Raw genomic sequence first — 14,454 nt, 5'->3', positions numbered from 1 at the left:
CGGGGGAGGTCGACCGGGAGCCGACAGCCCGGCCTGAAGCTCGGCGTGCCGCAGAGGGAGGTCAGCGTCGCCCGGTCAGGCCCGCCGCGACCACCGGGCCGATCTCGGCGGTCGGCCGTCGGCCCGACATCTCTCCGTGGGCGCACTCCACGGGGTGCACTTCCAGTCGTCCCGTCAGGTAGGGCGCCCAGTCCGCGTGGTCCGGCGACCGGCCGGTCCTGCCGAGCGAGGCCGTGAAGAGCAGCACGTCACCGTCGAAGACCGCGGGCTTGAACGCGTGGGCGAGGGCGACATTGGTCCGGAACACCCGGGCCATGGCGATCGCCTGGCTCTCGTCCAGGGCGGCCAGCGGGCTGTCGGCCGCCCGGACGGCCCTCCTGAACCCGGCTTCCCCCAGCGGTTCCCCCGGCTCGCCCTCCCACGGGCACCCCAGCGAGTCGAGCAGCTCCGCGAACCCGTCGGACGCGCCCGGCCGCAGATCCCCGGACGCCGGGTAGTCGTGCAGCGGATACGCGTCGAGCAGCGCCAGCAGGTCGACCCGCTCCCCGGCGCCCTGGAGCCGGGTGGCGATCGCGTGCGCGACGAGCCCGCCGAAGGACCAGCCGAGCAGGTGGTAGGGGCCGGCCGGCTGGACGTCGCGGATCCGCCGGACGTAGTGCGCCGCCATGTCCTCGACGCTGGTGACCGGTTCGGCACCGGTGAGACCGCGGTCCTGGAGTACGTACACGGGGTGGTCCGCACCGACGTGCCGCAGCATCTCGGAGTAGACCCAGCCCGCCCCCGCCGCGGGATGCACACAGAACAGCGGCGGGCGCGAGCCGGTCGCCCGCAGCGGCAGCAGCACGTCCAGCGGGTCGGCCGCCGGTCCCGCGTCGCGGGCCAGCAGCGCGGCGAACGCGGCGACGGTCGGCGCCTCCAGCAGGCTGCGGATGTTCAGCTCGGCACCGCACACCGAGCGGATCCGGCCGATCAGCCGGATCGCGAGCAGCGAGTGCCCGCCCCGCAGGAAGAAGTCGTCGTGAACCCCCACCTCGGGCACGCCGAGCACCTCGGCGAACAGCGCGCAGAGGGTCTCCTCGCGGGCGCTGCGGGGCGCCTCGCGGGTGGGCGCCGTCCGCTGCCTGGGGGCCGGCAGGGCCTTGCGGTCGAGCTTGCCGCTGGCCGTCAGCGGGAACGCGTCGAGCACGACGAACGACGACGGCACCATGTTCTCCGGGAGCTGCCGCAGCGCTTCCCGGCGGACGTCCGCCACGAACAGGTCCGGGTCCGACCAGCGGGAGCCGCCGGGCAGCGGCGCCGCGCCGGAGACCGCGTCGGAGCCCGCGCCGGAGACCGTGTCGGAGCCCGCGCCGGAGGCCGCCCGTACCTGTGCCGGATCGCCGCGGGTGGCGTAGACCGTGACCAGGCCGGTGTCCGCGAGCACGGTCCGGCCCTCGACCACGACGGAGAATCCCCGGCCCGCGAGACGGTCCCGGATCCACTCGACCCGACCGTTCGTGTCATGGGCCTCGACGACCAACTGGCCGATCATGGGCCAGTGTTCGTCCGCGAGCCCGCGCAGGACCTCGACCTCGCTCTTCTCCGCGTCGATCTTCAGGAGGTCGATGCGGTCGACCCCGGTCTCGCGGATCACGTCGGAGAGCGTGCGCAGCTCGCAGGTGATGTCGGTGTGGCGCAGCCGTTCGGCGAGCAGATCGTCCAGGTCTGACTCGTACTCGGAGCCGGAGCTGGACCCGGAGCCGGACCCGGACCCGGAGCCCGCAGCCGCGAGCGCGGCCGCCTCGGCCCCGTTGCGTACGAACGCCTCCACCACGCTCCGTTCCTCACCGGTGTCGCCGAAGCGGCCCGACATGAGGGAGAGCTTCGGGTAGTACGTGAAGGTCGCGGTGCCGGTCTCCCCGGCCACCCCGCACGGGAACAGCCGGGCGTCGACGCCGTGGATCCGGGTGTTGAGGTCGAGCAGCCGGAACACCGGCGGCATCGGCTCGAACGCGTAGACGGTGCTGCCGGGGCAGGACCGGGCGATCGCGAGCGTGGACAGACCGATGTGCGCGCCGACGTCGAAGACACGGGCCCCCTCCGGCAGCACGATGCCGTTGCGCAGGTACTCCTGGCCCTCGAAGATCTCCTGGTAGAGGAAGTCCGTCTCGGTACGGTTGGCCGACGCGACCACCATGCCGTTCGGCAGCGTGTGCAGCTCGTCGGCGGTGACCTCGCCGCTCTCCTCCAGTCGGCGCAGCCTGAGCAGCGCGGCCGCGTCGGCGGCGTCCGGGACGAGGTAGCCGGTCAGCCGGGTCCCGCCCGCTCCGTCGGTCCCGGCCAGCACCACGGCGTCGGCGACCGAGGGGTGCCGCAGCAGTGCGGCCCCGATCTCGCCGAGTTCCATGCGTACGCCGTTGACCTTGACCTGGTGGTCGGCCCGGCCCACGTACTCGATGACGGAATCCTGCCGCAGCCGTGCGAGGTCCCCGGTGCGGTACATGCGGCTGCCGGGCGGACCGTACGGGTCCGGTACGAAGCTCGCGGCGGTGGGACCGGGCCTGTTGAGGTAGCCACGGGCCAACTGGACGCCCGCGACGCAGAGTTCACCGGTCTCGCCGGGCGGGACCGGCCGGAGGTCGGCGTCCAGGACGTACAGCCGGGTGTTCAGGACCGGCCCGCCGATCGGCACGGGGCCCGGCCGGTCGTCAGGACGGCACCGCCAGTAGGACACGTCGACCGCGGCCTCGGTGGGGCCGTAGAGGTTGTGCAGCTCGGTGTCGAGCACTTCGAAGAACCGTTCCCGCAGCTCACCGCCGAGGGCCTCGCCGCTGGCGAAGACCCGGCGCAGGCCGGTGCAGGAGGCCGCGGCGGGCTCGGCGAGGAACAGCCGCAGCATCGACGGCACGAAGTGCACGGTGGTGATCCGCCGGGTCCTGACGGTCTCGGCGAGGTACGCCGGATCCAGGTGCCCGTCGGGCTTCGCCACGACGAGGCACGCCCCCGCGGACAGCGGCCAGAAGAACTCCCACACCGACACGTCGAATCCGGCCGGTGTCTTCTGCAGCACCCGGTCGTCGGCGGCCAGCGGATACTCCGCCTGCATCCAGCGCAGCCGGTTGACGATGGCGCGGTGGGACACCACGACGCCCTTCGGCCGCCCGGTCGAGCCCGAGGTGTAGATGACGTACGCGGTGTTGTCCGGGGCCGCGCGCGGAAGGGCCGACCCGGCGGGGGCCGACCCGGCGGGGGCCGTTCCGGCCGGATCCGGGGCGCGCCTGATGTCGTCGAGCGTCAGCGTCAGCAGCGGCTTCGCGTCGTCGAGCACGAACCTGATGCGTTCCGCCGGATGGTCCGGGTCGATCGGCAGGTACGCCGCACCGGCCTTGTGCACCGCGTGGAGGGCGATGACGAGTTCGGCCGAACGCGGCGCCGACACCGCGACGACCGTCTCGGGTCCCGCCCCCCTGGCGACGAGCGCCAGGGCCAGCCGGTGCGCACAGGCGTCCAGCTCGGCGTACGTCAGCTCGACCCCGTCGGCGACGAGTGCCAACGCACCGGGGGTCCTGGCCACTTGGGCCGAGAAGAGGTCAGGCAGGGTCTCCCCGGCCGCACAGTCACGCCCGTCCGGCAACGGCGTGGGGGATTCCCCGTGTTCGCTCACACACCCATGGTCCCCTCCCTCGCCCCCTTCCCGCACCGGCGGCCGGCCCTGGCTCCCCGACCGCGCCGGGCTTTCGGTCCCGGCCGTTCCAGGGGTCGCGCCGGGCTAGCGGTCCTGGCCGTTCCAGGACCGCCAGAGTGCCGCGTACGGGCCCTGGGCGGCGACCAGTTCGTCGTGGGTGCCGAGCTCGACGATGCGGCCGTCCGCCATGACGGCGACCCGGTCGGCGTCGTGCGCGGTCTGCAGCCGGTGCGCGATGGCGATCACCGTACGGTCGGCGCGCACGGCGGCCATCGCCCGTTCGGCGTGCCGCGCCGTCGTGGGGTCGAGCAGCGCCGTCGCCTCGTCCAGGATCAACGTATGAGGATCGGCCAACTGCACCCGGGCGAGGGTGAGTTGCTGCGCCTGGGCGGCATCGAGCTGAACCCCGCCGGCGCCGAGCCGGGTGTCGAGTCCGTCCTTGAGCTCCTGGGCCCAGTCGGCCTCCACCATGGCGAGCGCGGCGAGCATGGCACCGTCGGTGGCGTCCGGCGCCGCCATCGCGAGGTTCTCCCGGAGGGTCCCGAGGAACACGTGGTGCTCCTGGGTGATCAGGATGATGCGGTTGCCCAGCGCACCCGCGGCGGCCAGCGCCGCCACCGGGACGCCGCCCACCTCGATCGACCCCGTGCGCGGCACTCCCACCCCGGACATCAGCTTGCCGAGGGTGGACTTGCCCGCACCCGAGGCGCCGACCACCGCCAGCCGCTCGCCGGGCCGCACCGTCAGATCGACGTCGTCCAGCACGTCGTGCGTGCCGGAGTACGCGTACCGCACCCCGGAGACCTCGATGCGGTCGTCGGCGGGCTGCCGGGCGTCCGGCACGGTCTCGTCGGTGACCGTGCCGACGCCCTTGATCCGGGCGAACGACGCCCCGCTGAGCTGGAGTTGCTCCATCCAGGTGAGCACGCGGTCGAGCGGGTCGACCAGCTGCCACATGTAGAGGCTGCCCGCCACCACCACGCCCAGACCGACCGCGCCGTCGAGGTAGGCGAACCCGCCCGCCAGGAGGACCAGCGCCACGGGCAGCGAGTGCGCGAACCCGGTGACGGGGAACAGCACGGTGCGCAGGAACAGGGTGCGCCGTCGCGCGCGGTACGTCGCGTCGATGGTCTCGTCCGTGTGCCGCACCCGCCTGCCGCGCAGGCCGAACGCCTCGACGGTGCGGGCACCCTGCGCCGTGGCGTTGAGCGCCTCGGCGACGTCGGACGCGGCCGCGCCCTCGGCGAGATAGGCGTCCCTGGCCCTGGCGAGGTACCAGCGGGCGGCCCACCAGACGAACGGCAGGCCCACCAGCGCGCACAGCCCCAGCAGCGGATGCAGCACGAAGACCGCGACGAGGATGAACAGCACCTGCACCAGGGCGATGAACACGTCCGGCGCCGCGTTGCGCAGCGTCGAGGCCACGGTGGCGACGTCCACGGACGAGCGGGTCACCAGATCGCCGGTACCTACCTGTTCGACCAGCCTGGCGGGCAGGGCGAGGGTCCGCTCGACGACCTCCTCGCGCAGCCGGGCGAGCGCGCGCTCGCCGAACCGGTGGGAGTGGGCGCGGGCGTACCGGGTCAGCACCAACTGGGCCAGGGCGAAGGCGAGTGCGGCCATCGCCAGCCGGTCGACCCGGGAGGCCGTGAGGTCGCCCTGCTCGACCGCGCCGACGATCCTGCCGAGCAGCCACGGGCCCGCGATCCCCGCCAGCGAGGCCAGACAGGTCAGGACGACGATCTTGACCATGGCAGGGCCGTCGGCCTTGAGCAGCCCCCAGCTGGCCCGGCGCACGGCCCGGCCGTCGGCGACCGGGAGCCTCGGTATCTCCTGCGAGCCGCTCATCGGCTGATTCCTTCCTGGGCGCCGGCCGTCCGGCCGTCCGGTCGGGCCGCGTCGGCCGGTTCGTATCCGTCGCCCGGTTCGTATCCGTCGGCGCCGCGGAAGACCAGGGCCCGGTAGTCGCGCTGCAGCGCGAGCAGTTCACCGTGCGTGCCCGTCGCGACGACCCGGCCGTTCACCAGGTACGACACCTGGTCCGCATGACCGAGCAGCAGCGGGGACGTACTGACGACGAGGGTGGTGCGCCCCTCGCGGGCGGCGTTGACCCGCGACGCGACGGTGGCCTCGGTGTGGGCGTCCAGGGCCGAGGTCGGCTCGACGAGCAGCAGGACCTCGGGGTCGGCGAGCAGTGCCCGCACGAGCCGCAGCCGCTGCCGCTGGCCGCCGGACACGTTGAGACCCCGGTTGTCCAGCCGGGATTCGAGCCCGTCCGGCAGCGCCTCGACGATGTCCTCGGCCACCGCGGCCCGCACCGCCCGCTCGATGTCCTCGTCGGAGTGGGAGTCCCGTACGGAGACCGCGGACCGGACCGAACCGCCGAAGAGGTATGTGTCGTTGTCGGCGAGCAGGATGTGCCGGCGCACCTCGGCGAGCTCCATGCCCGCCAGCGGGACGCCGCCCCAGGTGACGTCGGAGTCCGTGTAGCGGCCCAGCCGCTCGACCACCGCACGCGCCTCGTCGAACCGGGCGCTCACCAGAGCCGTCGTCCGGCCCGCGGGCAGCACCAGTCCGGAGGCAGGATCGTGCAGGTCGGCGGGGCCTTCCGGCCGCGGCACCGGCGTCCCGCCGTCCTCGATGTCGGGCGTCATCGCCAGGATGTCGGTCACCCTGCGCGCGGAGACCAGTCCGCGCGGAAGGTCGTCGGCGCCCTCGATGAAGAACGTCACGGGCGCCAGGAGCGCGGCGACGTACCCGTAGACCGCCACCAGTTCACCGACCGTGATGGCGCCGTCGGCGGCCATCCGCGCGGCGATCCAGGTGACCAGGGCCAGGAAGATCACCGGCAGGCAGGCCCCGAGGGACTGCACCCAGCTGGTCAGGGAGGCGACGCGGTAGCCGTCGCCCAGGAGGGCCTGGGACCGCTCCCGGTAGCGACGGGCGAACATCGGCTTCCCGCCGATGCCGTTCAGCACGCTCAGCCCGGTCACCATGTCCACTGCCTGGGCGGTGAGTTCGCCCTGCTTCTCCCGGTAGGTCCCCTCGGCGCCGTGCAGCTTCTCCAGCACCGGGCCGACGGTCACCGCGAGCAGCGGGACGCCCAGCAGGACCACGAGCGCCAGCAGGGCGGATATGCGGAACAGCAGCACGGCGGTCACGGTGTAGGCGATGACCGCGCCCACCCCGGGCCCCGTGATGGTCAGGGTCTGGGCGATCCGGCCGATGTCGCCCGCCTGCAGATGGGTCAGCTCGCCCGCCGACACCTTGCCGGGCAGCGCCGCGCCCAGGTGCGTGATGTGCCGGACGACGACCTGCACCGTGCGGTACGCCGCGTCGACCCGGATGAGGGTCATGGTGCGGTGGCGCAGGATGCCGAGGACGGCGACGGCCGCACCGACCACGAGGACGACCGAGACCCAGAGGACCAACTGCCCCCGGTCGCCCGCCTTGAGACCGCGGTCGATCGCCTGGGACATGAGGTACGGCGGAAGTATGAGAGCGCACATCCACGAGCTGCCCCACAGGGCTCCGACGGCGACCCGCTTGCGCTGCATCCTGACCAGCCACCACAGGTAGCGGGCCGGGCCGCGGTGGTCCGGCGCTCCCGGATCGGCATGGGGGACGCTGTGTGCGTACGTGCGCGGGTCCGATCCTTCGGCCATCTCGGTTTCCTCACGTCGGTTCGTGGAGCAAGTCTCCGTGAGGCGCGGAACGCGAAGAGTGGCGGGGGAGGGGGAGAGTGGCGGGGGAGGGGAGGGAACCCTCGACGAAGCGTCCGCCCGGGGCGACCGGCGGAACCCACGACGACAACGCAAAATCGCCGCCCCCGAAGGGACGGCGATTCCGGCACTCTGACCCGGCACGATGTACCGAGCAACTGAGTGCCCCCGGCAGGATTCGAACCTGCGCACCCGGCTCCGGAGGCCGATGCTCTATCCCCTGAGCTACGGGGGCGTTCGCGCGGTGTGTCGGCGACGTGGTGAACCTTACCAGCTCGTGGCCGGTGCCTGTGAACAGATATCTGCGCCCCCGCACGTCAGCCTCCCGCAAGCGCTTCCCCCGCACGGGGCGGAAGTGGGTAAAACCCGTACGCGGTGCGGGAGTCCGGCCTACTCTCGAAGAGTGCCGGGCGTGTTCGGCCGGGTCCTTGTGGTCGACGACAACAAGGTCATCCGGCAGCTGATCAAGGTCAATCTCGAACTGGAGGGCTTCGAGGTCGTGACCGCATCCGACGGTGCCGAATGCCTGGAGATCGTGCACCGGGTCTGCCCGGACGTGATCACGCTGGACGTGGTGATGCCCCGGCTCGACGGGCTCAGCGCCGCCGCCCGCCTCCGCGACGACCCCCGCACCTGTCACCTTCCGGTGGCCATCGTCAGCGCTTGTACGCAGTACGAAGTCGAGAGCGGTCTGGCCGCCGGGGTGGACGCCTTCCTCTCCAAGCCCTTCGAGCCCGCCGAACTGGTCCGGCTCGTACGGCGGCTGGCGGGTCAGGAGGAGCCGCCGTCCACCGACGGCAGGCATGCCGCCGGGCACGGGCACCCCGCGTGCGGGATGCCCCCGGCCCCATGACGCGCCGGGCCCCACGACGGCCCCGGCCCTCGGCCCCGGCCCCGTGACGCACCGGCTGCCGTGACGCTCCGTCCGCCCAGATGCTGAAACCCGTTCGCGGGAGGTACCCCCACCTCGCCTAGGCTTGCCCCGTGACCCCCGCAGAACTCTCCCGTGCCGTGGTGCGCGCAGTGCGCAGTGCCGTCGAGGAGGAAGTGCTGCCCGCTCCGGTGCCCGAGCGGGCCGCCGTCGAGCGCACCCGCCCCGGCGGAACCGGGGACTACGCCAGCAATGTGGCGCTGCGGCTCGCCCGCGCCGCGAACAGGCCCCCGCGCGAGGTCGCCGAGATTCTCCGGGAGCGGCTGGCCGGCACCCCCGGGCTCGCCGCCGTCGAGGTCACAGGACCCGGGTTCCTGAACTTCACGCTCGACGCGAGTACGGGGGAGCAGGTCGTACGGGAGCTGCTCGACCGCGGTGTCGTACGGAGCGACGCGCTCGCCGTCCCCGCGCCCGCCCCCGACGCCCTCGCCCGGCTCGGCCACGACGCCGCCGTCTGGGCGCTCCTGCTGCCGGCGCCCGACGCCGAGCTGCTCGCCCAGCACGAGCGGAACCCCCTCTTCCGGGTGCGCTACGCACACTCCCGGACCCGCGCGCTCCACCGCAACGCCGCCGACCTCGGCTTCTCCGCCACGTACGAGAACGGGCACGGGACGACCACCGACGAACGCGGGACGACCAGCAGCGAGCACGGGACGGCCACCGGGCACGGCACGACCACCGACGCCCCGGAACTGTTCGCCCTCCTCGGCGGCTACCCCGTCGAGCTGGAAGCCGCCGTCCGGCTCGACGCGCCCGAGCGGCTCGCCCGGCACCTCGTCGCCGTCGCCGACGCCTTCCTCCGCTTCCACGACACGACGAACGTCCTGCCGCTCGGCGACGAGAAACCCTCGGCCGCCCACCGCTCCCGGCTGGCTGTCGCCGAAGCCACCGGGACGGTGCTGGCCGGCGGCCTGTCCCAGCTCGGCATCAGTGCACCGGACCACCTGTGACGTGCGTGACGAAGTGCGTGCGTGAAGAAGTGAGAGAAGAAGCATGAGCCGTTCCGCCCACCCCGCCGGCCCCCGCCACGGCGATGTCTTCCCCGAGGGGCACTACACCGCCCCGGCCGACGACCTGAACGCCCTCGACGAGAAGGTCTGGGCGCGTACCGTCGCCCGCAACGAGGCCGGTGTCGTCACCGTCGGCGGGCTCGAAGTCACGCGCCTGGCCGAGGAGTTCGGGACCCCCGCCTACTTCCTCGACGAGGCGGACTTCCGCGCCCGGTGCCGGGCCTGGGCCGGCGCGTTCGGCAGCGACGCGGACGTCTTCTACGCGGGCAAGGCCTTCCTCTCGCGCGCGATCGTGCGCTGGCTGAAGGAGGAGGGACTGAATCTGGACGTGTGCTCGGGCGGCGAGCTGACCACCGCCCTCGACGCCGGGATGCCCGCCGAGCGCATCGCCTTCCACGGCAACAACAAGACCGTCGACGAGATCACCCGGGCCGTCGAGGCCGGGGTCGGCCGGATCGTGCTCGACTCCTTCCAGGAGATCGTCCGCGTCGCGCACATCGCGCAGGGTCTCGGCAAGCGCCAGCGGGTGCAGATCCGCGTGACGGTCGGCGTCGAGGCACACACGCACGAGTTCATCGCCACCGCCCACGAGGACCAGAAGTTCGGCATCGCGCTGGCCGGGGGGCAGGCGGCGGAGGCCGTGCGCCGTGCGCTCAAGCTGGACGGCCTGGAGCTCATCGGCATTCACAGCCACATCGGCTCGCAGATCTTCGACATGGCGGGCTTCGAGGTGTCAGCGCGGCGCGTCGTACAGCTGCTGGCCGAGGTGCGCGACGAGCACGGCGTGGAGCTTCCCGAGATCGACCTCGGCGGCGGCCTCGGCATCGCGTACACCTCCGAGGACGACCCCCGCGAGCCGCAGGACATCGCCAAGGCGCTCACCGAGATCGTCACTCGCGAATGCGAATCGGCGAATCTGCGGACGCCCCGCATCTCCGTCGAGCCGGGGCGCGCCATCGTCGGCCCGACCGCCTTCACGCTGTACGAGGTGGGCACGGTCAAGCCGCTGGAGGGCCTGCGCACGTACGTCAGCGTCGACGGCGGGATGTCGGACAACATCCGCACCGCGCTCTACGACGCCGAGTACAGCGTCGCCCTCGTCTCGCGCCGTTCCGACGCCGCGCCCATGCTGGTACGAGTCGTCGGCAAGCACTGCGAAAGCGGCGACATCGTGGTGCGGGACGCCTTCCTGCCCGCGGACACGGCCCCCGGCGACCTGCTCGCCGTGCCCGCCACAGGCGCGTACTGCCGCTCCATGGCGAGCAACTACAACCACGCACTGCGCCCGCCCGTCGTCGCCGTCGCGGACGGCGCGGCGCGGGTGATCGTCCGGCGCGAGACCGAGGAAGATCTCCTGCGGCTCGATGTCGGCTAGTGGAATCCTCGTCTCACCCACCGGACAGAGGATAAAAACCCCCGTCCGGTGGGTGAGACTGGTCAACACCGTAAGAAGTATGAGGAGTGAGGTCGGATGATGCGTACGCGTCCGCTGAAGGTGGCGCTGCTGGGCTGTGGTGTGGTCGGCTCAGAGGTGGCGCGCATCATGACGACGCACGCCGACGACCTCACGGCGCGCATCGGCGCACCGGTCGAGCTCGTCGGTGTGGCCGTCCGCCAGCCCTCCAAGGTGCGCGCGGGCATCGACCCCGCGCTCATCACCACCGATGCGACCGCCCTGGTCAAACGGGGCGACATCGACGTCGTGATCGAGGTCATCGGCGGCATCGAGCCCGCCCGCACCCTCATCACCACCGCCTTCGAGCACGGCGCCTCGGTCGTCTCCGCGAACAAGGCGCTGCTGGCGGAGGACGGTGCGGCCCTGCACGCCGCCGCCGAGAAGCACGGCCGGGACCTCTACTACGAGGCCGCCGTCGCGGGCGCGATTCCGCTCGTACGGCCGCTGCGCGAGTCCCTCGCAGGCGACAAGGTCAACCGCGTGCTCGGCATCGTCAACGGCACGACGAACTTCATCCTCGACAAGATGGACTCGTCCGGCGCCGGCTACTCCGAGGCGCTCGACGAGGCCACCGCCCTCGGGTACGCCGAAGCCGACCCGACCGCCGACGTCGAGGGCTTCGACGCCGCCGCCAAGGCCGCCATCCTCGCCGGAATCGCCTTCCACACGAGGGTCAAGATCGGCGACGTGCACCGCGAGGGACTCACCGAGGTCACCGCCGCGGACATCGCTTCCGCAAAGCGGATGGGCTGCACCGTCAAGCTCCTGGCCATCTGCGAGCGCGCCGCCGACGGCAATTCCGTCACCGCCCGCGTGCACCCCGCGATGATCCCGCTGACCCACCCGCTGGCCTCCGTCCGCGAGGCGTACAACGCGGTCTTCGTGGAAGCGGAGGCCGCCGGTCAGCTGATGTTCTACGGGCCCGGCGCGGGCGGCGCGCCCACCGCGTCCGCCGTCCTCGGCGACCTCGTGGCGGTCTGCCGCAACAAGCTGAACGAGTCCACGGGGCCCGGTGAGTCCGCGTACACGCGGCTGCCCGTCAGCCCGATGGGCGAGGTCGTCACGCGGTACCACATCAGCCTCGACGTGGCCGACAAGCCGGGCGTGCTCGCCCAGGTCGCGACGGTCTTCGCCGAACACGACGTGTCGATCGACACCGTCCGCCAGTCGGGGAAGGACGGCGAGGCATCCCTCGTCGTCGTCACCCACCGCGCGCCCGACGCCGCCCTCTCCGGGACCGTCGAAGCGCTGCGCAAGCTCGACACCGTCAGAGGTGTCGCCAGCATCATGCGTGTTGAAGGGGAGTAAGGACCCATGACCATCAAGGGCACCCACCAGTGGCGCGGCATCATCGAGGAGTACCGGGACCGGCTCCCGGTGACGGCCACGACGCCGGTCGTCTCGCTCGGCGAGGGCGGCACGCCGCTCGTCCGCGCACAGGTCCTCTCCGAGCGCACGGGCTGCGAGGTCTACCTCAAGGTCGAGGGCGCCAACCCCACGGGCTCCTTCAAGGACCGCGGCATGACCATGGCGATCACGCGGGCCAAGGAGGAGGGCGCCAAGGCCGTCATCTGCGCCTCCACCGGCAACACCTCCGCCTCCGCCGCCGCCTACGCGGTGCGCGCGGGCATGGTCTGCGCCGTGCTCGTCCCGCAGGGCAAGATCGCGCTCGGCAAGATGGGCCAGGCGCTCGTGCACGGCGCCAAGATCCTCCAGGTCGACGGAAACTTCGACGACTGCCTCACGCTGGCCCGCTCGCTCTCGGACAACTACCCGGTGGCGCTGGTCAATTCGGTCAATCCGGTACGTATCGAGGGTCAGAAGACCGCCGCCTTCGAGATCGTCGACGCGCTCGGTGACGCCCCCGACCTCCACGTCCTCCCGGTCGGCAACGCGGGCAACATCACCGCGTACTGGAAGGGCTACAAGGAGTACGCGGCCGACAAGCTGGCCACCCGTACGCCGCGCATGTGGGGCTACCAGGCCTCGGGCTCCGCGCCGATCGTCCGCGGCGAGATCGTCAAGGACCCCTCCACGGTCGCCACCGCGATCCGGATCGGCAACCCGGCGTCCTGGGACTTCGCACTCGCCGCGCGCGACGAGTCGGGCGGCCGCATCGACGAGGTGACCGACCGTCAGATCCTGTCCGCCTACCGCCTGTTGGCCTCCCAGGAGGGCGTCTTCGTGGAGCCCGCGTCGGCCGCGTCGGTCGCCGGTCTGCTGAAGGCCGCCGAAGAGGGCCGGGTCGACAGGGGCCAGCGGATCGTCTGCACGGTCACCGGCAACGGCCTCAAGGACCCCGACTGGGCAGTGGCCGGCGCCCCCCAGCCGGTGACGGTCCCGGTGGACGCCGCGACGGCCGCCGAAAAGCTCGGCCTGGCATAGGCGCTTCGCCCGGCCGGGCTTCGCTCGGAAGCACGCCTCAGGGGCATGCGCCAGGGGTGCGGGGAACTGCGCGACCAGCCACAACGGACTCGCACACGACCCCGCGCCCCCGGCGGGCAACCACACGGACCCCCGATGCCCGCGCCCGAGCGACACGTGCGCCTCCTGTGCGCCCTATGTCCTCACAGAACCTTCCTTCGCTAGGCTGTACCGAACCCGTCGCGCCGCATATGCCGCGGTGCTGTTGCCGTCAGGCCCCGGGTGCCGCAGCCTGTGAAGTTCCCACCCCCCACCTCAGTCATACAAGGAGATCGTCGAGCGATGGCCGGTCCCGCGTTCCGAGCCGCCGCCGTGCGCGTGCGCACCCCCGCCACCAGCGCCAACCTCGGTCCGGGCTTCGACGCCTTCGGCCTGTCGCTGGGGCTGTACGACGACGTGGTGGTCCGCGTCGCCGACTCCGGCCTGCACATCGACATCGCGGGCGAGGGCGCCGACACGCTGCCCCGCGACGAGAGCCACCTGCTCGTACGGTCCCTGCGCACCGCCTTCGACGTCCTCGGCGGACAGCCGCGCGGCCTGGAGATCGTCTGCGCCAACCGCATCCCGCACGGCCGCGGCCTCGGCTCCTCGTCCGCCGCGATCTGCGCGGGCATCATGGCCGCCCGCGCGGTGACCATAGGCGGCGACGCCAAGCTGGACGACGAGGCACTGCTCGAACTCGCCACCGAGATCGAGGGCCACCCGGACAACGTCGCTGCCTGCCTCCTCGGCGGCTTCACGCTCGCCTGGATGGACTCGGGCGCCGCCCGCGCCATCCGGATGGACCCCGTGGACACGGTCGTCCCCGTCGTCTTCGTCCCCTCTGTTCCGGTTCTCACCGAGGCCGCCCGCGGCCTGCTTCCCCGTACGGTCCCCCATGTGGACGCGGCCGTGAACGCGGGTCGCGCCGCCCTGCTCGTCGAGGCCCTGACCAGGCGCCCCGAGCACCTGCTGGCCGCCACCGAGGACCGTCTGCACCAGGACTACCGCACCCCCGCGATGCCCGAGAGCGTCGCACTCGTCAACCGACTGCGCGCGGACGGCGTCCCTGCAGTCATCTCCGGTGCGGGCCCCACGGTCCTCGCACTGGCCGAGGACGGTACGGCCGACAAGGTCGTACGGATGGCGGGCGACGGGTGGGCCGCCGGCAGGCTCGCCCTGGACGCCGCGGGGGCGAGCGTCCTGCCGCTCGCACCGCAGGACCCGGCCGGGTAGGCCGCGGCCCGACCACGAGTGATTGCCGGTGG

General features: G+C 72.5%; 8 protein-coding genes, 1 tRNA gene and 1 pseudogene. 6 read left to right on the top strand and 4 right to left on the bottom strand.

The window, feature by feature from the left end; translation table 11 throughout:
* Nucleotides 1-61: 61 nt before the first annotated feature.
* The 4 genes and pseudogenes from ACH4SP_RS35935 to ACH4SP_RS35920 all read right to left on the bottom strand — a co-directional run.
* Nucleotides 62-3,580 (bottom strand): annotated as a pseudogene (locus ACH4SP_RS35935) (amino acid adenylation domain-containing protein); the annotation flags it as partial.
* A 168-nt stretch (nt 3,581-3,748) separates the two neighbouring features.
* On the bottom strand, nt 3,749-5,512 hold the full coding sequence (locus tag ACH4SP_RS35930; protein WP_398421465.1) for an ABC transporter ATP-binding protein: 1,764 nt from the start codon (nt 5,510-5,512) through the stop codon (nt 3,749-3,751).
* Nucleotides 5,509-7,329, bottom strand: coding sequence for an ABC transporter ATP-binding protein (locus tag ACH4SP_RS35925; protein ID WP_398421463.1), 1,821 nt, complete (start codon nt 7,327-7,329; stop codon nt 5,509-5,511). Before ACH4SP_RS35925 ends, ACH4SP_RS35930 begins: the two co-directional genes overlap by 4 nt.
* 220 nt (nt 7,330-7,549) lie before the next feature.
* Nucleotides 7,550-7,621: transfer RNA gene (locus ACH4SP_RS35920), tRNA-Arg, on the bottom strand.
* 120 nt (nt 7,622-7,741) lie between these two features.
* On the opposite strand from ACH4SP_RS35920, the gene ACH4SP_RS35915 reads away from it, so the two are divergent.
* The 6 genes from ACH4SP_RS35915 (at nt 7,742) to thrB (ending at nt 14,422) form a co-directional block, all read left to right on the top strand.
* Nucleotides 7,742-8,239 carry a response regulator gene (locus ACH4SP_RS35915; RefSeq protein ID WP_398421461.1) on the top strand — a complete coding sequence of 166 codons (498 nt, stop codon included), beginning with the start codon at nt 7,742-7,744 and terminating at the stop codon, nt 8,237-8,239.
* A gap of 131 nt (nt 8,240-8,370) precedes the next feature.
* On the top strand, nt 8,371-9,267 hold the full coding sequence (gene nrtL, locus ACH4SP_RS35910; RefSeq protein WP_398421459.1) for an ArgS-related anticodon-binding protein NrtL: 897 nt from the start codon (nt 8,371-8,373) through the stop codon (nt 9,265-9,267).
* Between the two features lie 43 nt (nt 9,268-9,310).
* A complete protein-coding gene (gene lysA / locus ACH4SP_RS35905) occupies nt 9,311-10,702 on the top strand; it encodes a diaminopimelate decarboxylase (protein ID WP_398421457.1) in 1,392 nt (463 codons plus the stop codon).
* 99 nt (nt 10,703-10,801) lie between these two features.
* A complete protein-coding gene (locus ACH4SP_RS35900; RefSeq protein WP_398421705.1) occupies nt 10,802-12,091 on the top strand; it encodes a homoserine dehydrogenase in 1,290 nt (429 codons plus the stop codon).
* Between the two features lie 6 nt (nt 12,092-12,097).
* On the top strand, nt 12,098-13,168 hold the full coding sequence (gene thrC / locus ACH4SP_RS35895) for a threonine synthase (protein ID WP_398421455.1): 1,071 nt from the start codon (nt 12,098-12,100) through the stop codon (nt 13,166-13,168).
* A 321-nt stretch (nt 13,169-13,489) separates the two neighbouring features.
* Nucleotides 13,490-14,422: a homoserine kinase gene (gene thrB, locus ACH4SP_RS35890; RefSeq protein ID WP_398421454.1), complete on the top strand. Its 933-nt coding sequence runs from the start codon at nt 13,490-13,492 to the stop codon at nt 14,420-14,422.
* Nucleotides 14,423-14,454 lie beyond the last annotated feature (32 nt).

The sequence above is a fragment of the Streptomyces sp. NPDC021093 genome (genome assembly GCF_044333135.1).
In the GTDB taxonomy this organism is placed as follows: Bacteria; Actinomycetota; Actinomycetes; order Streptomycetales; family Streptomycetaceae; genus Streptomyces.
Note: the sequence above shows the minus strand (reverse complement) of the source record. Positions and strands in the feature narration are given on the sequence as shown.